This window comes from Flavobacterium pygoscelis, from assembly GCF_023162025.1.
GTDB classification, from domain to species: domain Bacteria; phylum Bacteroidota; class Bacteroidia; order Flavobacteriales; family Flavobacteriaceae; genus Flavobacterium; species Flavobacterium pygoscelis.
Window position 1 is genome coordinate 193,835 of sequence record NZ_JALNUB010000004.1, and the last position, 21,481, is coordinate 215,315.

General features: G+C 31.5%; 21 protein-coding genes, 1 tRNA gene and 1 pseudogene. 14 read left to right on the forward strand and 9 right to left on the reverse strand.

Going from position 1 to position 21,481, the window contains the following annotated elements:
- Positions 1-27 precede the first annotated feature (27 nt).
- Positions 28-861 carry a GIN domain-containing protein gene (locus MW871_RS07560; RefSeq protein WP_210644072.1) on the forward strand — a complete coding sequence of 278 codons (834 nt, stop codon included), beginning with the start codon at positions 28-30 and terminating at the stop codon, positions 859-861.
- A gap of 112 nt (positions 862-973) precedes the next feature.
- On the opposite strand, the gene trxB is transcribed toward MW871_RS07560, so the two are convergent.
- Positions 974-1,921, reverse strand: coding sequence for a thioredoxin-disulfide reductase (gene trxB / locus MW871_RS07565; protein ID WP_188049741.1), 948 nt, complete (start codon positions 1,919-1,921; stop codon positions 974-976).
- 159 nt (positions 1,922-2,080) lie between these two features.
- Between trxB and MW871_RS07570 the strand changes: the two genes are divergently transcribed.
- The 7 genes from MW871_RS07570 to MW871_RS07600 all read left to right on the forward strand — a co-directional run bounded on the left by MW871_RS07570 (position 2,081) and on the right by MW871_RS07600 (position 8,097).
- A tRNA-Pro gene (locus MW871_RS07570) sits at positions 2,081-2,155 on the forward strand.
- A gap of 391 nt (positions 2,156-2,546) precedes the next feature.
- The gene (locus MW871_RS07575) at positions 2,547-3,314 is read left to right on the forward strand and encodes a ParA family protein (RefSeq protein WP_248428131.1); all 768 of its coding nucleotides are present in this window, start codon (positions 2,547-2,549) and stop codon (positions 3,312-3,314) included.
- Between the two features lie 4 nt (positions 3,315-3,318).
- Positions 3,319-4,218 (forward strand): ParB/RepB/Spo0J family partition protein, encoded by a 900-nt coding sequence (locus tag MW871_RS07580; protein ID WP_188049739.1) that lies wholly within the window; start codon positions 3,319-3,321, stop codon positions 4,216-4,218.
- Positions 4,219-4,779: a DUF5683 domain-containing protein gene (locus MW871_RS07585; protein ID WP_210644074.1), complete on the forward strand. Its 561-nt coding sequence runs from the start codon at positions 4,219-4,221 to the stop codon at positions 4,777-4,779.
- A 239-nt stretch (positions 4,780-5,018) separates the two neighbouring features.
- Positions 5,019-5,717, forward strand: a complete 699-nt coding sequence (gene dapB, locus MW871_RS07590) for a 4-hydroxy-tetrahydrodipicolinate reductase (RefSeq protein WP_248428132.1) — start codon at positions 5,019-5,021, stop codon at positions 5,715-5,717.
- A 126-nt stretch (positions 5,718-5,843) separates the two neighbouring features.
- Positions 5,844-7,397, forward strand: a complete 1,554-nt coding sequence (lepB, locus tag MW871_RS07595) for a signal peptidase I (protein ID WP_248428133.1) — start codon at positions 5,844-5,846, stop codon at positions 7,395-7,397.
- Positions 7,398-7,470: 73 nt separating this feature from the next.
- Positions 7,471-8,097: a WbqC family protein gene (locus tag MW871_RS07600; protein WP_248428134.1), complete on the forward strand. Its 627-nt coding sequence runs from the start codon at positions 7,471-7,473 to the stop codon at positions 8,095-8,097.
- 194 nt (positions 8,098-8,291) lie between these two features.
- Here the strand turns inward: MW871_RS07600 and MW871_RS07605 are convergent, their stop codons facing one another.
- The 8 genes and pseudogenes from MW871_RS07605 to MW871_RS07635 form a co-directional block, all read right to left on the reverse strand.
- A complete protein-coding gene (locus tag MW871_RS07605; RefSeq protein ID WP_248428135.1) occupies positions 8,292-9,098 on the reverse strand; it encodes an IS256 family transposase, variant Zn-binding type in 807 nt (268 codons plus the stop codon).
- Positions 9,005-9,232: pseudogene (locus MW871_RS16400) on the reverse strand (IS1/IS1595 family N-terminal zinc-binding domain-containing protein); the annotation flags it as partial. The gene MW871_RS07605 and the pseudogene MW871_RS16400, both read right to left, overlap by 94 nt.
- Positions 9,233-9,386: 154 nt before the next feature.
- Complete coding sequence (locus MW871_RS07610; RefSeq protein ID WP_188049733.1) at positions 9,387-10,433, reverse strand: endonuclease/exonuclease/phosphatase family protein; 1,047 nt, start codon at positions 10,431-10,433, stop codon at positions 9,387-9,389.
- Between the two features lie 89 nt (positions 10,434-10,522).
- Entirely contained in the window at positions 10,523-11,392 is an 870-nt protein-coding gene (locus MW871_RS07615; protein ID WP_248428136.1) for a rhomboid family intramembrane serine protease, read from the reverse strand.
- Positions 11,393-11,420: 28 nt separating this feature from the next.
- Positions 11,421-12,167 carry a rhomboid family intramembrane serine protease gene (locus MW871_RS07620; RefSeq protein WP_188049731.1) on the reverse strand — a complete coding sequence of 249 codons (747 nt, stop codon included), beginning with the start codon at positions 12,165-12,167 and terminating at the stop codon, positions 11,421-11,423.
- Entirely contained in the window at positions 12,164-14,005 is a 1,842-nt protein-coding gene (gene mutL / locus MW871_RS07625; protein ID WP_248428137.1) for a DNA mismatch repair endonuclease MutL, read from the reverse strand. Before mutL ends, MW871_RS07620 begins: the two co-directional genes overlap by 4 nt.
- A gap of 163 nt (positions 14,006-14,168) precedes the next feature.
- Positions 14,169-14,744 carry a 6,7-dimethyl-8-ribityllumazine synthase gene (ribH, locus tag MW871_RS07630; protein WP_188049729.1) on the reverse strand — a complete coding sequence of 192 codons (576 nt, stop codon included), beginning with the start codon at positions 14,742-14,744 and terminating at the stop codon, positions 14,169-14,171.
- A gap of 102 nt (positions 14,745-14,846) precedes the next feature.
- Positions 14,847-15,623: a tetratricopeptide repeat protein gene (locus MW871_RS07635; protein WP_188049728.1), complete on the reverse strand. Its 777-nt coding sequence runs from the start codon at positions 15,621-15,623 to the stop codon at positions 14,847-14,849.
- 232 nt (positions 15,624-15,855) lie between these two features.
- Here MW871_RS07635 and recF point away from each other — a divergent pair, with 232 nt between their 5' ends.
- The 6 genes from recF to MW871_RS07665 all read left to right on the forward strand — a co-directional run bounded on the left by recF (position 15,856) and on the right by MW871_RS07665 (position 21,404).
- On the forward strand, positions 15,856-16,935 hold the full coding sequence (gene recF, locus MW871_RS07640) for a DNA replication/repair protein RecF (protein ID WP_248428138.1): 1,080 nt from the start codon (positions 15,856-15,858) through the stop codon (positions 16,933-16,935).
- A 78-nt stretch (positions 16,936-17,013) separates the two neighbouring features.
- A complete protein-coding gene (locus MW871_RS07645; protein ID WP_248428139.1) occupies positions 17,014-17,712 on the forward strand; it encodes a thioredoxin domain-containing protein in 699 nt (232 codons plus the stop codon).
- Between the two features lie 6 nt (positions 17,713-17,718).
- A complete protein-coding gene (locus tag MW871_RS07650) occupies positions 17,719-18,390 on the forward strand; it encodes a DUF2461 domain-containing protein (protein ID WP_248428140.1) in 672 nt (223 codons plus the stop codon).
- A gap of 6 nt (positions 18,391-18,396) precedes the next feature.
- Complete coding sequence (locus MW871_RS07655; RefSeq protein WP_248428141.1) at positions 18,397-19,461, forward strand: glycosyltransferase family 4 protein; 1,065 nt, start codon at positions 18,397-18,399, stop codon at positions 19,459-19,461.
- 217 nt (positions 19,462-19,678) lie between these two features.
- Positions 19,679-20,692: a UDP-N-acetylmuramate dehydrogenase gene (gene murB / locus MW871_RS07660; protein ID WP_188049723.1), complete on the forward strand. Its 1,014-nt coding sequence runs from the start codon at positions 19,679-19,681 to the stop codon at positions 20,690-20,692.
- Positions 20,693-20,780: 88 nt separating this feature from the next.
- Positions 20,781-21,404 carry an FMN-binding negative transcriptional regulator gene (locus MW871_RS07665; RefSeq protein ID WP_210644096.1) on the forward strand — a complete coding sequence of 208 codons (624 nt, stop codon included), beginning with the start codon at positions 20,781-20,783 and terminating at the stop codon, positions 21,402-21,404.
- Positions 21,405-21,481 lie beyond the last annotated feature (77 nt).

A 21,481-nucleotide genomic window follows, 5' to 3' on the forward strand; every position in this document is an offset into this window, starting at 1 on the left:
TTTGTAAATACATTAATACAAATAATCATGAAAAAATACCTTACGCTACTCCTACTCTTTTTAGCAACAACGATCTTGTTTGCTCAAAAAAAAGAAAAGATAAAAGGATCTAAAATAGTAACCATAGAACGTAGAGAAGTTGGTAAATTTTCAGCTTTGCTGATTGAAGATAATCTTGAGGTATATTTAGAAAGAGGAGAAAAAGCAGAATTAAAAATAGAAGCTGACGAAAATTTACAGGATATTATTTCTTTTGAATTGCATGACAGCACCTTGCGTATTTTTACTACTAAGAATATCACTAATTACAAAAAAATAATAGTAAAAGTTACTTATACCGATGAATTAAATCTAATCACTTCAAAAGATGATACGACCATCAACTCGATTCAGGAACTTTTATTAAATTCAATTACGATAAAAGCACAAGATGCGTCAAAATTATTTTTAAATGCCAATACCAAAGATTTTTTACTTCAAGCAGGAGACAAAACAAAAACAGAACTGAATTTAAAATCAGAAAACGCAACTGTTGAACTAAATAAAAATGCTACATTAAAAGCATTGATCAACACCAGTTTTTTAAAGGTGGATCAGTATCAAAAAACAACTGCAACTATTGAAGGAACTGCTCTAAACACGGCTATACGATTAGACAATAATGCAACCTTTGTTGGAAATAAGTTAACTACTAAAAAAGGAGACATTACAGCAGAAAGCTATTCTTCCTGCAGTTTATTTGTAGAAAAAGAAGTGATGATTGAGGCAACAAATAAATCTGAAATTCAACTCTTGGGAAATCCAAAAATAGAAATACGCAAGTTTTTAGATGAAGCTAAACTTCTTAAAAAATTGAAGTAAAAACATCTATTTTATAATTAAGAAAAATTCTTTAATACAGTATATCAAGTATAAAAAAAGAGTCCCGATTTTTACAAATTGGGACTCTTTTTTTATACTATTTTATAATCACTTATTCTTTAGAAGCTAAATAGCGTTCTGCATCTAGAGCAGCCATACAACCTGTTCCAGCAGCAGTAATTGCTTGACGGTATACACTATCTGCAGCATCTCCGGCAACAAAAACACCTGGCACATTCGTTTTAGCACTTCCAGGAGTATTAACAATATATCCTGTTTCATCTAGAGTGATGTAATCCTTAAAAATATCAGTATTAGGCTTATGACCAATAGCTACGAAAAAACCTGTAGCCTCAATTGTAGCAGTTTCTCCATTATTTTTATTCAACACTTTTACTCCAGTTACTACTTGCTCGTCTCCTAAAACCTCAATAGTATCGTGATTCATTAAAATGGTAATATTTTCGGTTTTGCGAACGCGTTCTTCCATGATTTTAGAAGCTCTAAATTTTTCGCTTCTAACCAACATGGTTACTTTTTTACAAAGTTTAGATAAGTAATGTGCTTCTTCACAAGCAGAGTCTCCTGCTCCAACGATAACTACTTCTTGATTTCTGTAGAAAAAACCATCGCATACCGCACAGGCAGAAACGCCACCACCCATTTTTAAATAATGTTGTTCTGAAGGTAAACCTAAATATTTAGCAGAAGCTCCAGTAGAAATAATTACAGTTTCACAATGCAATTCTTTAGTTCCGTTGATCCACACTTTATGTACATTATCTGAAAAATAAACTTCAGTTGCCCATCCATCACGTACATCTGTACCAAAACGTTTTGCTTGCGCTTCTAAACCTACCATCATCTCTGGACCCGTTATTCCTTCTGGATTTCCAGGCCAGTTTTCTACTTCATTAGTTGTTGTTAGTTGTCCACCGGGTTGCATACCTTGATATAAAACAGGATTCATATTTGCTCTTGCAGCGTATATTGCAGCTGTATAACCAGCGGGACCAGAACCTATAATAAGACATTTAATTTTTTCTATTGTATCTGACATAATGGAATTTTATAATAATTTTTATTGATGCAAATGTATGTTTTTTATTAAAAAATCGATTCAAAAACCCATCACATTTAGCTATTTAAAAATAATCGCAATCAATTTAAAATTATCACTTGTAAAACACAAAAAAAGTTTTATATTTGCACCCGATTACGGGGTGTAGCGTAGCTCGGTTATCGCGCCTGCTTTGGGAGCAGGAGGCCGCAGGTTCGAATCCTGCCACCCCGACAAAAAAGCTGAACAGCAATGTTCGGCTTTTTTTTATGGAACTAATTTAAAAAAAAGGAGCTCCACTTTTCAACTTGATTTTTAAAACAAAAACGGGATTTCAAACCAGTAAAAATACCCAAAAGAACAATAAAACAATTGTAAACTGTATTGATTAGTTATTGTTAGAGAATAAAATCAAACAAAACACCTTTGTTTTTAAAACCCTGAAAAACCGATAATAGGATAAAAATTCACGTCAATAGTAGTAACAACAGCTATAAAATAGTGATAGACTGTCAAAATAAAAATGGGTAAATAGCAAGGAATCAAACTTTAAGAAATGTTTACAAAATAGATTTTTTGAAACCATAAATAATTGTATTTTTACCGTTCAAAATTATAAAAATAAATGGGCAAAATCATCGCGATTGCTAATCAAAAAGGAGGAGTTGGAAAGACTACAACATCGGTTAATCTTGCTGCTTCATTAGGAGTTTTAGAAAAGAAAGTATTACTTATTGATGCTGATCCACAAGCAAATGCCAGCTCTGGGGTTGGAATTGATGTTGAATCTGTTGAAATTGGTACCTATCAAATTCTAGAACACAGTCACACTCCAAAAGAGGCTATTATAAAGTGTAATGCTATAAACGTAGATATTATTCCAGCACATATTGATCTTGTGGCTATCGAAATAGAATTGGTAGACAAAGAGAACAGAGAATATATGTTTAAAAAAGCGCTAGAAAGCATTAAAGATGAATACGACTACATCATTATTGATTGTGCTCCTTCATTAGGATTGCTAACTTTGAATGCATTGACTGCTGCTGATTCTGTAATCATTCCTATTCAATGTGAATATTTCGCATTAGAAGGTCTAGGTAAATTGTTAAATACTATAAAAAGTATCCAAAAAATACACAATCCAGATTTAGATATAGAAGGATTGTTATTGACGATGTTCGATTCTAGATTGCGTTTGTCTAACCAAGTAGTAGAAGAGGTTCAAAAACATTTTAACGACATGGTTTTTGACACAATCATACAAAGAAATGTAAAATTGAGTGAAGCACCTAGTTTTGGCGAAAGCATTATAAACTATGACGCAACAAGTAAAGGAGCTATTAATTACCTGCACTTGGCTCAAGAAGTTATAAAGAAAAACAGTAAATAGTTTTATGGCAAAAGCACTTAAAAAACAAGCCTTAGGAAGAGGATTATCAGCATTATTAAAAGATCCAGAAAACGATATAAAATCTGTTGATGATAAGAATGCAGATAAAGTAGTGGGAAATATTATTGAGCTTGAAATAGAAGCTATTGAAATAAATCCTTTTCAGCCTAGAAGTAACTTCAATGAAGAATCGCTAAGAGAACTAGCAACTTCTATTAGAGAATTAGGTGTTATTCAGCCTATTACTGTTAGAAAGCTAGAATTTAATAAGTACCAATTAATTTCTGGAGAACGTCGTCTTCGCGCTTCTACTTTAGTGGGATTGACTACTGTTCCTGCTTACATTCGTATTGCAAATGATAACGAATCGCTGGTTATGGCATTGGTAGAAAACATCCAGCGTCATGATTTAGATCCAATAGAAATTGCACTTTCTTACCAACGCTTAATTGATGAAATTCAATTAACGCAGGAGCAAATGAGTGAACGTGTGGGTAAAAAAAGATCTACAATCGCCAATTATTTACGACTATTAAAGTTAGATCCAATTATCCAAACTGGGATTCGTGATGGTTTTATTAGTATGGGTCATGGACGTGCGATAATCAATATTGAAGATCTTGATATTCAAACTGACATCTATCAAAAAATCGTAAGTCAAAACTTATCGGTACGTGATACAGAGGCATTGGTGAAAAACTATCAAGAAAGTTTAAAACCTAAACCAGAAGGAAAGCCTAAAACAGCTTCTTTTGAAATTGAGGACTCTCAAAAAAACCTCTTTGTCAATTATTTTGGAGCTAAAGTAGATGTTAAAATAGCTGGAAATGGCAAAGGTAAAATTACCATTCCTTTTGACTCTGAAGAAGATTTTAATAGAATCATTAAATTAATAAACGAATAAGTGAATAAAATTATTTTCATAGTTCTATTCTTATTTAGCCTTGGAACTGCAACTGTTTATTCGCAAAAAAAAACAGATGCAGTTCTTGTGGCTAAAGACACTTTGAAATCAAATGACATTGATCCTTTGACTCCAGCAAAAGCTGCTTTTTTCTCAGCAGTTTTACCAGGTTTGGGACAAGCCTACAACAAAAAATATTGGAAAATTCCTTTAGTTTATGGTGCTCTTGGTACCAGTCTTTATTTTTATATTGATAATAATAAAAAATACCATCAGTATAGAGATGCTTATAAAAGCAGATTAGAAGGATATGTCACCGACGATTTAGCTTTTTTAGACAATACTCGATTAATTGCTGCACAAAAGTTTTACCAACGCAATCGCGACTTATCGGCTTTAATTACGGTAGCGTTTTATGCGCTAAATATTATTGATGCCAATGTAGATGCCGCTTTAATTCAATTTAATGTTGATGAATCTCTATCGATACGTCCAGTACTTTATCCAAATGATGTAACATTAAAAACAAATGTTGGACTAACCCTTAATTACCGTTTTTAATAGTTGAAATTAAGAACATCAAATTTAAATAAATACCTAGTATGAGATTAAATGACAAAATAGGAAATAGGTATTATTTAATAATCATTTCGTTTCTAATTTTGATTAATTTAATAAATTACTCCAATATTAAAAGTTTTGAATTCTTAAGAATGAATGATTTTTTTTCAGGAGCATTTATTGGAATACTCATACCATTAGCTTTTGTAGGAATGCTTAATTACATAAAAACAAAATAAATGAAAATTGCGCTTTTAGGATATGGAAAAATGGGTCAAGTTATTGAGCGAATAGCGCTTGAAAGAGGCCATGAAATCGTTTTGAAAAAAGACGAAAACAGCACTTTTGAAGGACTTTCTAATGCTGATGTAGCAATTGATTTTAGTGTTCCCTCTGCTGCAGTTCAAAATATCTCTACTTGTTTTCATGCTAATGTTCCTGTAATTTCAGGGACAACAGGTTGGCTCGAACACTATGATGAAATGGTCGCGTTGTGTAAGTCTACTAATGGTGGATTTATCTCTAGCTCTAATTTTAGTTTAGGGGTAAATATTTTCTTTGAAATCAATGAATATTTGGCAAAAATCATGTCAAAATTTGATTCGTATTCTGTAAGTATGGAAGAAATTCATCATACTCAAAAACTAGATGCGCCAAGCGGAACGGCAATTTCATTAGCCAAAGGAATAATCGAAAACAGCTCTTACATTGATTGGACTTTAGAAAATGCAGCGCCAAAACAAATTCATATAGAAACCAAACGAATAGGATCAGTACCGGGAACACACACGGTAACTTACAATTCGGGCGTAGACGCAATAGAAATAAAACATACTGCTCACAATCGAGAAGGTTTTGCTCTTGGAGCCTTAATTGCTGCAGAATGGATTGTTGGCAAACAAGGCGTTTTTACTATGAAGGATGTTCTAGAACTTTAAACGGGTTTTAAACTATTATTTTTTGTATTTATTTTATAATTTTCAATCAAATATATTAATCACAAAAATTGTCGAGTTAGCTCCTGTTTAGCTTAGCAATTATTTAATCAAAAAAAACATCATATTATGTCAGTATATCAATGGTTTATTTTTTTCTTGCTTATCCAAATCGTTCACTTTTTAGGAACTTGGAAATTGTATGAAAGCGCTGGTAGAAAAAAATGGGAAGCAGCAATTCCTGTGTATAATGCAATCGTTTTAATGAAAATAATAAAAAGACCTACCTGGTGGACCATTTTATTATTTCTTCCTATTATCAACTTGATTATGTTTCCTGTTGTTTGGATAGAAACGTTACGTAGTTTTGGAAAGCGCTCTACTTTAGATACTTTTTTAGGAATTTTTACTCTTGGATTTTATATCTATTATGTAAACTACACACAAAAATTAGAGTATGTATCAGACAGAAGTTTAGTTCCAAAATCAAAAACAGCAGATACGATAAGTTCTTTGCTTTTTGCAGTTATTGTAGCCACATTGGTACATACTTATTTAATTCAACCGTACACAATCCCAACTTCTTCATTAGAAAAATCATTATTAGTTGGAGATTTTCTATTTGTTAGCAAAATGAATTACGGTGCTAGAGTACCTATGACTACCATTGCATTACCGATGGTTCATGACTCAATTCCTTTGACAAAACTAAAATCGTACTTATCCTATCCTCAATTGCCGTACATGAGATTACCGGGAATTCAGAATATTAATCGTACCGATATTGTAGTTTTTAACTGGCCCGTAGATACTGTATATCGTTTTTTTGACACATCAAAAAGACGTGCTTATAAGCCTGTTGACAAAAAATCAAATTATGTAAAAAGATGTGTTGGTATACCTGGAGATTCTTTGGCTATAAAAGATGGAGTCGTTTACATTGATGGTAAAATATTACAATTACCAGAGAGAGCAAAACCACAATTCTCTTATAAAATTGCTTTTGATGGAAAAACTGCTGTTAATCTTGAATATTTATTTAAAGATTTAGACATAACAGACCCAGCTTTTTTTACAAATGACGTAAAAAGAGATACTCTTTTTTTAAGTGCATTAACAGAAGTTGGAGCGCAAAGATTTAAAGACACACCCGGAATTACAGCTGTTATAAGACAAGTTTCTACCGCTCCAGACAATGGCGTTTTTCCTCATATTAACAAATGGAACAAGGATAATTACGGACCAATATACATTCCGCAACAAGGAAAAACTGTTGCTTTAAACTTAGAAACGTTACCTTTTTACAAAGCGATAATAACAGATTACGAAAATAATGAGTTAAAGGTAGAGGGTTCAGAAATAAAAATTAATGGCAAACTAGCAACTACTTATACCTTTAATCAAAATTATTATTGGATGATGGGAGACAACCGTCACAACTCTGAAGATAGCCGTTATTGGGGTTTTGTACCACAAAATCATATCGTAGGAAAACCTATTTTTATCTGGCTAAGTATTGATCCGAACGGTAAAGGAATAAATAAAATACGCTGGGATAGAGTTTTTACTACAGTTAGTGGTGAAGGACAACCTCAATCCTACTTTAAATTGTTCTTACTAGGTTTAGTGGTTTTCTTTGTAGGTGAATATTTTTGGAAAAAAAGAAAACAGACAAAAGTGTAAACATAAGGAATTGAAAGGGTAAGGTTTAAAATAATATTTGACTTTACCCTTTACTTTTTAAACTAGTAAACAAATGAATACTTTAATACACCCTACCTATTTCCCATCGATTAGTCATTTCGTTGCTATGGCTCAGGCGGATAAAATTACTTTTGAAATTGAGGATAATTTCCAAAAACAAACCAATAGAAATAGAACTTACATCTACAGTCCAAACGGAATTTTATTACTAAACATTCCAATTAAGCATTCAAAAGAAAACCGTCAAAAAACAAAAGAAATTAGAATTGAACCTGATTTTGATTGGCAAAAACAACATTTTAAATCTTTAGAAGCAGCCTATAGAAGTTCTCCATTTTTCGAGTTTTTTGAAGATGATCTTCGTCCTCTTTTCGAAAAAAAGTATGAGTTCTTATTAGATCTTAATTTTGAAGTATTAGATATTGTATTCAAATGTTTAAGAATGAAAGTGGAATACAATAAAACTACCGAATATTTTCATCAAGTAGATCAAAATAATATGTCTGACTATAGAAATTTAGTTGAAGGAAAAAAAGACATTTCTGAATTTGAGAAATACACTCAGGTTTTTGATGATAAATATGGATTCCTTAACAACCTTAGTATTTTGGATCTATTATTTAATGAAGGCAAATATGCAATGGATTATCTTAAAGAACAAAAATTAATCATCAAATAGGGTAATGTACTGAAAAATGGTTGGTGGATTTTACAAAAATAAGTTGTAATATTCTATCGTTAATCTCAAGAGGAAGTATGCTCTGGTGGAGACCAACATATCAGCAATAAGGTTAATGCAATATGGTAAAATGGGTAGTTCAGTTTTGGACTACCTTTTTTCATTTTACCAGTTTGCTTTATGGCTAAAAAAACTTACTTTTCGTTATTCAAAAATATATACCATTTTATAAAATTCATTCTGTTTTTAGTTGTGAGGCCGCGATGAATATCTAAGTGATTTTTAAGATGGCTAAAATAGCCTTCTATGCCATTTGTGGTTTTTGGAATATTTGAATTTTTCAGATAATGAAACATATTTGGCAATGCACTTTTTATTGTAGAATAAGAACGTCTGAGTAATTTGTGAGTATACCAATATCGATCAGATTCCAGGTTAAATGTTTTCTCGTTGATATAAGCTTTATGCCTTTCAAACCAATGATTAAATTCTTGTATCCAATAAGTTTTATCATTTTCTGTCTTGATTTTCAAGAGCATTAAAACAATTCTTCTTAATTCTTGTCCAGCGATATGATTTGGGTATCTAGTGAGCCAAATCAAGCACATTCTCTGAATATGAACCAAACAACGTTGTACTTTTACATCAGGTATAGCCTTTTTTATCGCTTTCAAAATACTTTTATGACCGTCTGTTGTTACACTTTCGATTTGAATTCCTAACTTAATAAGATTCTCCAAATCTTCTTTCATTTCAAAATAATCTTCTTTGTCTGTAAAGCGTATAAGTTGAGTATAACCATCATAATCATCTTGGTAGCAGACCAAACAAAACTTCTGAAAATAGGTTGCATCCATTCGCAGATTAGCATTATCTCTTTGAATGATTTTTATCTTTGGAGCTTGCTCTAAAATAGCGTAGAAAGTCCTTTGAAGAGTATCTTTTGAGTAGCCGCTATCTCTCGGGTTAATGTTTTGTATGTTTGACGCTCTAATATCCATTTTTTAAACCAAACAAATCTATTTTTCAAACGCTGTTCTGGTCGGCTTCGAGTAAATAATAAACCACAATTTTTACACTTAAATCGTTGTTTACCTTCTCTGATTCCCCACTTAATAACATCTAAACTTTTACATCCCCAACAACGCTTTTTTTTGAGTTTTCCATATACTAAAAAAGTTTTATGAAACGAATTTCATAAAACTTTTTGTAAGGTCATACATGTAAAGGCTTTAAAAGGTTTTTACCAACCATTTTTCAGTATTATGCCTCAAATAGTAAAGTCCCTTTTACTCTAATGATAATCTTGCAAGGATAGGAAAATGATCTGAATTGATAAAACTAGGAAAGCTTTCAAAACTCTTGACAGTCATTTTTTCATCAGTAAAAATATAATCAATTCTAGCGGGATAATATCTAAATTTATAGGTGCTTCCAAAACCAGTTCCAGCTTCTTCAAAACCATCCTTCATTTTCCCCTTAATACTTCTGTAAACATAAGAAAAAGCACTATTATTCATATCTCCGCAGATGATAATTGGATAAGTACATTCCGTTTTATGAGTAGCAAATATTTCAGCTTGTTGCTGTTGTTGCTTAAAAGCTTTACTGATTCTAATAAACAACTTTTGCGATTTCTGCTGATTAATGACATCAATATTCTCATCTATTTCATTTACATCTGGAGAAATTTTAATGGATTGCAAGTGCATATTGTACACTCGGATAATATCCTTTCCTTTTTTTATATCTGCAAAAACAACATTATTATTAGAATTTGGAAAAATGATATTTCCCTGATTGATAATAGGAAATTTAGAGAAAATAGCTTGACCGCCTTTAATTTTATCACCTGTTGTAAAAATATAGCGGTGTGGATAAACTTTTAGATCAATATTAGCAGAAGGTGCGTATTCCTGAATGCACAAAATATCGGGATTTTTTTCATTTATAAAACCTACAATATCTGTTGGAACATCATCTCTGTCAATCCACTTAAAAACGTTTAACAGACGAACATTATAACTCATTACAGTAAAGTCATCTTCTTCTACAGAAAATTTTGGAGCAGAAAATTTGTAGAATTTATTTATAAAAGTAATTCCTAACAATAAAACTAAACCGGAAACAACCAATTGTTTTTTGAATTGAAATGCCCAATAAATAAAAAACAAAGCATTAAATATAAAAAAAAGAGGCATGAAAAGAGTTAATACTGACAACAAAGGAAAAGATTTTGGAGCCAAGAAAGGCAAAACATAAGCAATGAAAGTCACCAGTGTAAGAACAATATTTAAAAAAAACATTACTTTATTAAACCATGACAGATTTTTCATTTGCTATATTTTAGTATTATCAAACAGAGATAAAAAATAGATAGGATATGGGCCAAAACTTATAAACGTATTTTATATCTAAAAGGTATTTATTTACCCACTTTAAACAAGAATTCTTTTTCTTCTTTTGTTAGACTATCATAACCAGATTGACTAATTTTATCTAAAATTTCATCGATTTGCTGCTGTGATTTGTCTTTAGTCACTATTTTAGAAACAACTTTTTCAACGGGTTTATTGTAATTTTTATGTACTTTTTTAAATGGTGTGCTTTGTCTTTTATTGAATAAATTTGCAAAAAAATCTAAAACTGAAGTAACAACTTTACTTAAATCAGTTCCATTTTGTAGCAATTTAATAAATATAAAACCAAAAAAAGCACCAGCAAGATGCGAAATATGTCCTCCCATATTTTCAGAACGGATTTGCATCAAGTCAATAAGAACAATTACTGCCGTTACATGCCACAATTTTACATTTCCTATGATAAACAACCGTAGCTCCATGAAAGGATTATAGGTTGCCGTTGCAACCAAAATCGCCATTATTGCTGCAGAAGCACCCACAATTGGAGCATTAATATTAAGAATATAAAATACCGAAATATAAATAATTCCAGCAAAAATTGCACTCAAGATATACAAACCCAATAACTGCTTCCCTGTAAAATACGTCATAAACAATCGGCCCGCAAAATTTAAAACAATCAAATTAAAAATAATGTGCATGAAACCACTGTGAAAAAAAGCATAGGTAAGCAAAGACCAAGGTTTCCATAATAAAAAAGAAGGATTTGACGACAAGCTTACATAATCGATATAATCAATAGTAAGACCTAAGAAAGATAAAATGGCAAAAAATAACCAAGGGATTACAAATAATGCAACATTCCAGAAAATTAGCTTAATTACTATTCCTCCTGCCTTGTATTGCAATTTTAAGTCGTCTAATATATTCATATCCTTCTAGGAGTTTTATGGTATTAAATTAATTCCAACGATTTTGATTGAATTGGTTCTTCTTCCAATACCACATAATGATAAATCCAAATAAAGCACCACCAACATGGGCAAAATGTGCAATTCCGCCACCGCCAAAAATAGACTGTCCAGAAATTCCTAAATACAAATCGATTAATACCAAACCAGGAACAAAATATTTTGCCTTAATAGGTACTGGAATAAACATTAAAGCTAACTCTGCATTTGGAAACATAAAAGCAAAAGCCACAATAGTTCCATAAATAGCACCAGAGGCTCCTACTGCAGTTCCCATGTAAGCGCTAGTAAAATTTTGGAAATCAGAAACAGTTAAAATTTCTTGCCATCTCGTATTTATCTTTCCTTCATTTAATAATTGTAAGATTTCTTGTTTTTGAAATCCATGACTTATTAAGGTATTTAAACCATCTTGAAAGTAATAATAATTTACACCTGTGTGTAATAAAGCAGCACCTAAACCACATGATATATAGAAAAATAGAAATTTTTTGCTTCCCCAAAAGCTCTCTAAAGCAGATCCAAAAGAATACAAGGCGAACATATTAAAGAAAATGTGCATGTATCCACCATGCATAAACATATGGGTAATGGGTTGCCAAAATTGAAAACTAGGATTCTCAGGAAAATATAGCGCTAAATATTTATACGCAACGTCTCCTAAAGCTAAAGTACCAACAAAAAACAAAACATTAATAATAATTAATTGTTTAACGGTCTCTGTTACATTTCTCATATTACAAATTTTTTATCTAAATCTTCCACACGCATTGTGATGAAAGTGGGTTTCTGAAATGGGGAAACATTAGGATCTTTACAAGCAAAAAGCCCGTTTACTAAATTTTCCTGTTCTTTTTCTGTCAAATGTGTTCCGGTCTTTACCGCCAGACTTTTAGCCATTGACTTGGCTATTGTATCGTTTTGACTAAAACTACTTTCGGGAATTCCGTCTTGTAAATCACTCAATAACTGTTCAAAAATTATAGATACTTCACTTTCTGTAACATTCACTGGAATTCCAGAAATAACAATATGGTCCTTATTATTGTCTTCAAAAACAAATCCAGTATTCATAAGCGATAGCTGAAGTCCACTAATAAGTTCCATTTCGGTAGTTGAATAAAACAAGTTTAACGGAAAAAGCAATTGCTGACTAGAAGCTTGATTTACGGTCATATTTACCAAAAACTGTTCATATAACACCCGTTGATGAGCGCGTTGCTGATCTACAATTACCATTCCTGATTTTATTGATGAAATGATATATTTTTTATGTATTTGGTAAGTTTTATGAACTGATTGCTCAATTTCTTCATCATTAAATAAAGAAGAAGTCATCTCTTCATTCTCGAAAGTAAGATGCTCCATTTCCTGTGAATCTTGTTCTAAACCTACATATAAACTTTCCCAATTGGCAGTTGGTTCTGGTTTTTTATAAGAAGTAAATTGTTTGCTTGGTTTTTGTTCAGCAAAGGGATTAAAACTTCCATCCACTTGTATTGTGGGAGTTTCTCCATCTAAATCTTTATAATGATAAGGCGTATCCAAATTAGAATCGCGATCAAAATCTAAAACTGGCGCAACATTAAACTGACCCAAACTATGCTTAATTGATGCTCGTAAAATAGCATATAATGCTTGTTCATCATCAAACTTGATTTCCGTTTTAGTAGGATGAATATTAATATCGATGGTGTTAGGTGGCAAAGTTAAGTTCAAGAAATAACTCGGCTGTGTCCCTTCTTTTAAAATTCCATCATAAGCAGCCATCACCGCATGATGTAAATAACCACTTTTTATAAATCGATCATTTACAAAGAAAAACTGTTCTCCCCTACTTTTTTTTGCAAATTCAGGTTTACTTACAAATCCTTCAATTGTTATTATTTCGGTTTCCTCTTGTACCGGTATTAATTTTTCATTGGTTTTACCTGAAAAAACAGCAACAATTCTTTGACGCAATGTCGAAGAGGGCAAATTAAACATTTCGCTACCGTTATGATAAAAAGTAAAATGAATCTTTGGATGTGCCAAAGCTACGCGTTGAAACTCATCAATTACATGACGGTATTCAACGGTATCCGATTTCAAAAAATTGCGTCGCGCAGGAATATTGAAGAATAAATTTTTGACAGCAAATGAAGTCCCTTTTGGTAAAACAGCAACTTCTTGAGATACAAATTTACTTCCTTCAACCACAATATGAGTTCCAAGTTCCTCTTGATCTTGCTTGGTTTTCATTTCAACATGAGCAATTGCAGCAATAGAAGCCAAGGCTTCACCGCGAAAACCTTTTGTATGTAATGAAAATAAATCTTCGGCTTGACGGATTTTTGAGGTGGCATGGCGTTCAAAACACAAACGCGCATCGGTAACACTCATCCCTAAACCATTATCAATTACTTGTACTAATGCTTTCCCAGCATCTTTGATAATTAACTTGATATCGGTTGCCCTTGCATCAACAGCATTTTCAAGTAGTTCTTTGACCACCGAAGCAGGTCTTTGAACCACTTCTCCAGCAGCAATTTGATTGGCAACGTGATCAGGAAGTAATTGAATTATACTCGACATTAAAAAATTTAATTTTAAAGATTTTTGTTTTAATTTTCGAAAGTAAGAGTCGCAAATTTAATAATTTTCTACTGGGAATTGTAGCTTATTTAATCATTAATAAAACAAAACCTATACTATCAAAATAGTATAGGTTTAAATTTTTATAATTTATTTTAACAATTTATTCTTTCAATTCTAGCGGACCACCTTCTTCTATTTGAATAGGCCCTGAGGACAACAAATGTTGATTGTCTATTTGATGTGTTAAAGAAGCTTGCTGACGAATAAAAGCCATCTTTATAGCTGCTATTGCAGCTTCTGTACCTTTATTACCATGAATTCCTCCGCTTCTGTCAATAGATTGTTGCATTGTATTATCAGTCAATACACAAAAAATAACTGGTATATCAGTTTGAACGTTTAAATCTTTAATTCCCTGAGCAACTCCTTCACAAACAAAATCAAAATGCTTAGTTTGACCTTGAATAACACATCCTATGGCAATAACGGCATCAACATTTTGTGTTTGTAACATTTTTTTTGAACCATAAATAAGTTCAAAACTACCAGGAACATTCCAACGTATTATGTGATGAGCCGGAACTTGATTTTCTAAAAGCGCTTCTACAGCACCTCTACAAAGTCCTTCAGTAATCACATCATTCCATTCAGAAACAACAATCCCAAAGCGAAAGTCTTTCGCGTTTGGGATTGAATTTTTATCGTACTCTGATAAATTTTTATTTACAGTAGCCATTTGATCTCTATTTAAAATTTTAGATTATAATTTAAGTAGCTAAAGATACCATTTTGAAATCAAAAATACCTAGTCTCAAATTCAATCTTAAATCAATTTTAACTATTGCGCTAAACCAATTAATACATCCGCTGAACCTGATTCCGGAGATCCATCGTAATTATCTTTAATATCATTTAGATATTTTAAAGCATCCGATTTATTACCCAAAGCCAATGCTGTTTTAGCTGCTTTTAATAAAAAACGTGGTGTAGTAAAATCATTTTTGTTTGTATTAGCTGCTTTAACATAAAAATCTAAAGCTTCTTTAGCTTGATTTTTTTCAGCATAAGCGTCTCCTATTGCTCCTTTAGCTAAAGCGCCAAGAACAATATCATCCGACTTAAATTTATTTAAATACTCAATTGCTTCTGTATATTTTCCAGTATTCAAATACGCAATTCCAGCATAATAGTTCGCTAAATTACCAGCATCAGTTCCTGAATACTCATCTGCAATTTTCAAAAATCCAAATTTACCTTCAGCACCATTTAATGACAATTTATATAAAGAGTCGCTCGCTACACCATCAGTTGCTTTTTGAAAGTTTTGCTCTGCAAGAAACATTTCATTAGCCGCTTCTTCTTGTTTTGGTGAAGCAATAAAACGTTGATACGCCAAATAACCAATAGTAAATATCGCTGCTGCTGCAACTAATCCTATAATTATTTTTTGATTTTTAGCTACCCAATCCTCTGTCATTGAAGCCGTTTGATCTAATTTAGAAAAAACTTCAGCTGTTGTGCTGTCTTTTTCATCAATTACAGTTGCATTAACTGCATCATCTTTTACTTCTTTTTCTTTTGGTGCTTTATATCCTCGTTTATTGTACGTTGCCATTTTTTATTATTTAGTGAAGCGCAAAAATAAAATTTTTATTCAAACCCACACAAGAAATATGCTTTAATATTAAAAAAAAACGTTATTAATGATTCTTTACTAGTTAAGGCAAATTATTTACCAGAGAAACAAAGAGAAAAATGCTTTATATCGATAATTTTCGATAATTTGCACCCTCTTTAAAAAAATGGTCTAAAAACAGCAAAATTCTCAATACCAGCAAGCTTTATACATGTATTTAAAAAATATTTCCCTCTTCAATTACAAAAATTTTTCAGAAGCAAATTTTGATTTCGACACCAAAATAAACTGTTTTGTTGGCAAAAACGGCATTGGAAAAACTAATGTTCTCGATGCAATATATCATTTATCTTACGGAAAAAGCTATTTTAATCCATTGGCTGTACAAAACATCAAACATGGTGAAGAGTTTTTTGTAATTGATGCGACATTCGAAAAAAACGAGAGGAGTGAACAAATTGTTTGCAGTTTAAAAAAAGGACAAAAAAAAATACTGAAACGAAATGGTAAATCCTATGATAAGTTTTCAGATCATATTGGCTTTATCCCTTTAGTGATTATATCACCAGCAGATAGAGATTTGATTGTTGAAGGAAGCGAAACCAGACGAAAATTTATGGATAGTGTAATTTCTCAATTGGACGCTCAGTATTTACAGCAACTCATTCAATATCAAAAAGTAATCAACCAGCGCAATGCATTATTAAAATATTTTGCTTTAAATCATGTTTTTGAAAACGATACATTGTCTATCTATAATGAGCAACTAGACGGTTTAGGAAAATTTATTTTTGAAAAAAGAAAAGAATTTATCGAACAATTTATTCCTATTTTCAATAAGCACCATCAAGCAATAACAGGTTCACAAGAAAGCGTACGATTGGTATATGAAAGTCATTTATTCGAAAAAGAACTCCTACTCCTTTTGCAGGAAAACATCAATAAAGATCGGGCTTTGCATTATACAAGTATCGGTATTCATAAAGATGATCTAGCTTTTGAAATCGATCATTACCCAATTAAAAAATTTGGTTCTCAGGGACAGCAAAAAACTTACCTAATCGCTCTAAAATTAGCGCAATTTGAATTTTTAAAAAAACAAAGTGGCGTAAAGCCCATCTTACTGTTTGATGACATCTTTGATAAATTAGATGAAAACCGAGTTTCAAAAATAATTGAAATGGTAAATAGCGATACTTTCGGTCAGCTTTTTATTTCTGATACGCATGCGGATCGCACAGAAGAAATTTTAAAATCTACACATCAATCCTATAAAATTTTCAATTTATAGTTTTATTTAAGACTTCATTAGCCTTGGCAAAGTGAAAAAATAACTAATTTAGCCTAATCATTTTAAAATTAAAACACCTTGAAATTCAATCCAAAAATACTCGTAATTATTTCCTTTATAATATTCTCGTGCAATGCACAAAACGCTAAGGACGTAAAAACAATAGAAGCAAAAGATTTTGCCGAAAAAATAGCCGAAACTCCAAATGCACAAATTCTAGATGTAAGAACTCCTGAGGAATTTTCTGGATCACACTTAGATAATGCCATAAATATTAATTGGTTAGGAAATAGCTTTGTGACAGATGTAGAAAAAATAGACAAAACAAAACCTGTTTTTGTGTATTGTAAAAGTGGCGGAAGAAGTCAAAATGCTGTTAATAAATTAGAAGAATTAGGTTTCAAAAATATTTATCAACTACAGGGTGGAATCTTGAAATGGGACGCTGCAGGCTTGTCTAAGCCAAGTGACAAAGTGAGCGGAATGTCTGTTCAGGAATACAACAAATTAGTAAATGCAGATAAAAAGACACTTATTAATTTTTATGCAGAATGGTGCGCTCCTTGTAAAAAAATGGCTCCTTACCTTGCTAAAATGCAAAAAGAAGAAAATGAAAATGTTGTAATTATTAGATTAGATGCTGATAAAAACAAAACATTGATGGATGCATTGAAAATTAGTGAACTTCCTACATTATTTGTATATGAAAAAGGAGCGATAAAATGGAAACATTCTGGTTATATAAGTGAAGAAGACTTAAGAAAACAAATACAATAACCGAATATGCTTTCAAAAGAAACAATACAATTTCTAGAAGATTTAAAAGCCAATAACAATAGAGATTGGTTTTTAGAAAACAAGAAAAGATATGAGGCCTTCAAAAAAGATTATCAGCAATTAGCAGCTTCCTTTCTAGACGCTCTTAAACCGCTTGATCCTTCCTTAGAAATGCTCGAAGTAAAAAATTGCACCTTTCGAATTAATCGAGACATTCGGTTTTCAAAAGACAAAACTCCCTATAAAACACATTTAGGACTTTGGTTCTCCTCAGGAAGTAAAGGTTTGAACCGTTCTGGATATTACATACATTTAGAAAAAGGCGCTAGTTTTATTGCAGGCGGACTTTACTGTCCTGAATCTGAAGACTTAAAAAAAATGCGTAAGGAAATTGCTTATTTCCATGATGATTTAGAAGCTATTCTTGAAGAAAAAAACTTTAAAACAGAATTTAAGGATTTTGATCGCAATGAAAAAAATACCCTAAAAAATCCACCTAGAGGTTACGAAAAAGAGCATCCAGCTATTGAATTACTTAAATTAAAAAGTTTTGAATCCTCTCAAGCAATCGATTTTTTGTCCGTTTCCAAAAAAGACTTTGTTACTGTTATGAGTCGAAAACTAATAGCATTAAAACCTTTAAATGATTTTATAAATCGCGCCTTAACGTCGGAATAATTATAAATGAAAAAAAAGAAAATACTTTTTCTTGGAGAAACCTACAGAGCCGATGCAATTACTTGGATGAATGGTCTTCGGGAATTTGGCGATTTTGAAATTATTACGTGGGAATTAAAAATACCAAGCAATTCTAATCTAAACCGAATTTTAAGAATATTTGAGTTTCTATTTGCAATTTTTAAAATAAAGAAAATTAGCCGACTCCAAAAACCGGATATGATTATTGCCGAACGAACCACTAGTTATGGTTTTCTTGCTGCGTTATCTGGCGTAAAACCCGTAGCGATTGCTCAACAAGGCAGAACTGATTTATGGCCTGAAAAATCATTTTCGTTTCATTTAAAAAAAATGATTCAAAAATATGCATTTCAAAAAGCAGATTTAATACATGCTTGGGGACCCGTAATGACGGTTTCTATGAAGGAGAGAAATGTAGCTATGAAAAAGGTTTTGGTCCTACCAAAAGGAATTGATCTCAAAAAATTTAAAAATATAAATAGCGCTAATCCATCAAAAATTAATGCAGTAGTAACTCGTTCTTTACTGCCTGAATACCGTCATGATACTATACTTAAAGCTTTTTCATTGCTAAATGAAAAAGGTATAGATTTCTCCCTTACAATTATTGGAGACGGAAATCAATTGACAAATTTGAAAGATTTAGCTCGAAATTTAAATATTGAAAAGAAAGTTAATTTTACGGGAAGAATTGCTAATACCGAATTACCCAAAATACTTCAAGCATCAAATTTTTACATCAGTATGCCAATAACAGAAGGTGTTTCGGCCTCTTTATTTGAAGCTATGGCTTGCAATTGTTTTCCCATTGTTACCGATATTGCTGGAAATAGATCTTGGATTCAACATCGTAAAAACGGACAACTTATTCCAATTGATGATTATGAAAAGCTTGCCTCCGAATTAATATGGTCCTTTGAAAATAAGGATTTTAGAGAAGAAGCCGTAGTAAAAAATAGAAAATTTGTAGAAAAAAATGCAGATTATAATATAAATATGAAAATCATTTCTGAAAGATATCACGAGTTAATTAATACTACTAAAAAGTAAAAACAAGAAATAATTCTATTGAAATTTTCAATTGAATAGGGTATTTTTTTTTGATTCAGTTTCAAAACATTCCCTCAAATATTTCAAAAATCATAATTGAGAAAAAAAATAAATTACACATTCATAAAATTAAAAAACACATCTATGAATGAAAAATTATCCAACTAAATTATAATTATTACTTTTGGATTAAGAATTCAAAAAAGCAAACACTTTCATGGACATACAACATCAATTTTCTTTAAAAAAACACAATACTTTTGGCATTGAAGCCAAAGCAAAACAGTTTGTAGCCATTCACACACTTGAAGAACTAAAAGACATTTTAGAGCTAAAAAAATCTGATAAAAAATTCATTTTAGGAGGAGGAAGCAATATGCTTTTGACAAAAGACATAGATGCCCTTGTAATACATATCGATTTAAAAGGCAAAAAAATTATAAAAGAAAATGAAGATTTTGTTTGGGTTGAAAGTCAAGCGGGAGAAAACTGGCATGAATTTGTTCTTTGGACCATTGATCACAATTTTGGTGGTTTAGAAAACATGTCGTTGATCCCGGGAAATGTAGGCACCACTCCTGTTCAAAATATAGGAGCTTATGGAACTGAAATCAAAGACACCTTCGTTTCATGTGAAGCCATTGCAGTAAAAGATCAGGTAATAAAAAACTTTACAAAAGAAGAATGCCGTTTTGGATATCGAGAAAGCATCTTCAAAAACGAGGCAAAAGACCAATACATCATTACTTCAGTTGTTTTTAAATTAACCAAAAACAATCATCAAATTAATACTTCCTACGGAGACATAATTAGTGAATTAGCAAAAAACAACATAACTAATCCTTCCTTAAAAGAGGTTAGCAATGCAGTAATTGCTATTCGTCAAAGTAAATTACCTGATCCTAAGGAGTTAGGAAATAGCGGTAGTTTTTTTAAAAATCCAATTCTTTTGAAATCAGAATTCGAACCAATAAAGCAGCAATTTCCAGAAATGAAATATTATGAAATTTCTGAAACTGAAGTAAAAGTTCCTGCTGGATGGCTAATAGAACAAGCTGGATTTAAAGGGAAACGTTTTGGAGACGCAGGAGTTCATAAAAATCAAGCTTTAGTTTTAGTCAATTATGGCAATGCTACTGGAGCAGAAATCCTACAGGTTTCAAGGAATATTCAGGAAACTATTTTGAAAAAATTTGGTATTCGTATAGAAGCAGAAGTCAATATTATTTAAAAAAAATCATAGTATTCTATTCAAAATTTTTTTGCTTGAGAAACAGTTTTTTTCAAAATTTAAATTCTTTAATAATAAAAATTCCACCATGTTTACACCAGATATATACAAAAATGAGAATCCAGAAGAAGTAAATAAATTTCTAGAGGAGAATAGTTTTGGCATATTGATCAATCAGACTAACGGAAAATTGTGGGCAACTCATATACCGCTTGAACTTGCGATTAATAATGAAGGGAGAACCATTTTAGAAGGTCATATCGCTAAGGAAAATCCACAATGGGAAGGCTTTAAGCAAAACGAAGAAGTTTTGGCAATTTTTTCAGGACCAAATTCATATATATCTTCCTCATGGTATGATCATGAAAATGCGCCAACTTGGAATTATATTGCCGTACATGTGTATGGAAAAATAAAAATAATTGAAGGTGAAGCCGTTGTAAATTCGTTAAAAAGATTAGTGGATAAACACGAACAGCAGTCTGAAAAACCAATTCGTGTAGAAGATTTATCTTCAAAAACCATGAGACAAGTTAATGGAATTGTTGCTTTTGAAATTGAAATTGAAGAAATTCAAGCCACTCGAAAGATGTCACAAAATCGAGACGAGAAAAATTATCAGAATATTATTCTAGAATTAGAGAAAAAAAACACAACTGAGTCTATTGCTACAGCAAAGGAGATGAAAAAATGTCCTTATGAAAAACTTTAAAATTCATAAATTTATAATTTACTAATGATAATTGTATTTCATACCTTTGCACTTTCTTAAAATTAAGGAAATAAAAT

Excerpts from the sequence above, each read along its gene's own strand:
- MW871_RS07655 (WP_248428141.1), top strand. The coding sequence starts at position 18,397 with ATGAAAAAAAAGAAAATACTTTTTCTTGGAGAAACCTACAGAGCCGAT.
- trxB (WP_188049741.1), bottom strand. The coding sequence starts at position 1,921 with ATGTCAGATACAATAGAAAAAATTAAATGTCTTATTATAGGTTCTGGT.
- MW871_RS07610 (WP_188049733.1), bottom strand. The coding sequence starts at position 10,433 with ATGAAAAATCTGTCATGGTTTAATAAAGTAATGTTTTTTTTAAATATT.
- MW871_RS07615 (WP_248428136.1), bottom strand. The coding sequence starts at position 11,392 with ATGAATATATTAGACGACTTAAAATTGCAATACAAGGCAGGAGGAATA.
- ribH (WP_188049729.1), bottom strand. The coding sequence starts at position 14,744 with ATGGCTACTGTAAATAAAAATTTATCAGAGTACGATAAAAATTCAATC.
- MW871_RS07605 (WP_248428135.1), bottom strand. The coding sequence starts at position 9,098 with ATGGATATTAGAGCGTCAAACATACAAAACATTAACCCGAGAGATAGC.
- MW871_RS07580 (WP_188049739.1), top strand. The coding sequence starts at position 3,319 with ATGGCAAAAGCACTTAAAAAACAAGCCTTAGGAAGAGGATTATCAGCA.
- lepB (WP_248428133.1), top strand. The coding sequence starts at position 5,844 with ATGTCAGTATATCAATGGTTTATTTTTTTCTTGCTTATCCAAATCGTT.
- dapB (WP_248428132.1), top strand. The coding sequence starts at position 5,019 with ATGAAAATTGCGCTTTTAGGATATGGAAAAATGGGTCAAGTTATTGAG.
- mutL (WP_248428137.1), bottom strand. The coding sequence starts at position 14,005 with ATGTCGAGTATAATTCAATTACTTCCTGATCACGTTGCCAATCAAATT.
- recF (WP_248428138.1), top strand. The coding sequence starts at position 15,856 with ATGTATTTAAAAAATATTTCCCTCTTCAATTACAAAAATTTTTCAGAA.
- MW871_RS07600 (WP_248428134.1), top strand. The coding sequence starts at position 7,471 with ATGAATACTTTAATACACCCTACCTATTTCCCATCGATTAGTCATTTC.
- MW871_RS07650 (WP_248428140.1), top strand. The coding sequence starts at position 17,719 with ATGCTTTCAAAAGAAACAATACAATTTCTAGAAGATTTAAAAGCCAAT.
- MW871_RS07560 (WP_210644072.1), top strand. The coding sequence starts at position 28 with ATGAAAAAATACCTTACGCTACTCCTACTCTTTTTAGCAACAACGATC.
- MW871_RS07635 (WP_188049728.1), bottom strand. The coding sequence starts at position 15,623 with ATGGCAACGTACAATAAACGAGGATATAAAGCACCAAAAGAAAAAGAA.
- MW871_RS07665 (WP_210644096.1), top strand. The coding sequence starts at position 20,781 with ATGTTTACACCAGATATATACAAAAATGAGAATCCAGAAGAAGTAAAT.
- murB (WP_188049723.1), top strand. The coding sequence starts at position 19,679 with ATGGACATACAACATCAATTTTCTTTAAAAAAACACAATACTTTTGGC.
- MW871_RS07575 (WP_248428131.1), top strand. The coding sequence starts at position 2,547 with ATGGGCAAAATCATCGCGATTGCTAATCAAAAAGGAGGAGTTGGAAAG.
- MW871_RS07620 (WP_188049731.1), bottom strand. The coding sequence starts at position 12,167 with ATGAGAAATGTAACAGAGACCGTTAAACAATTAATTATTATTAATGTT.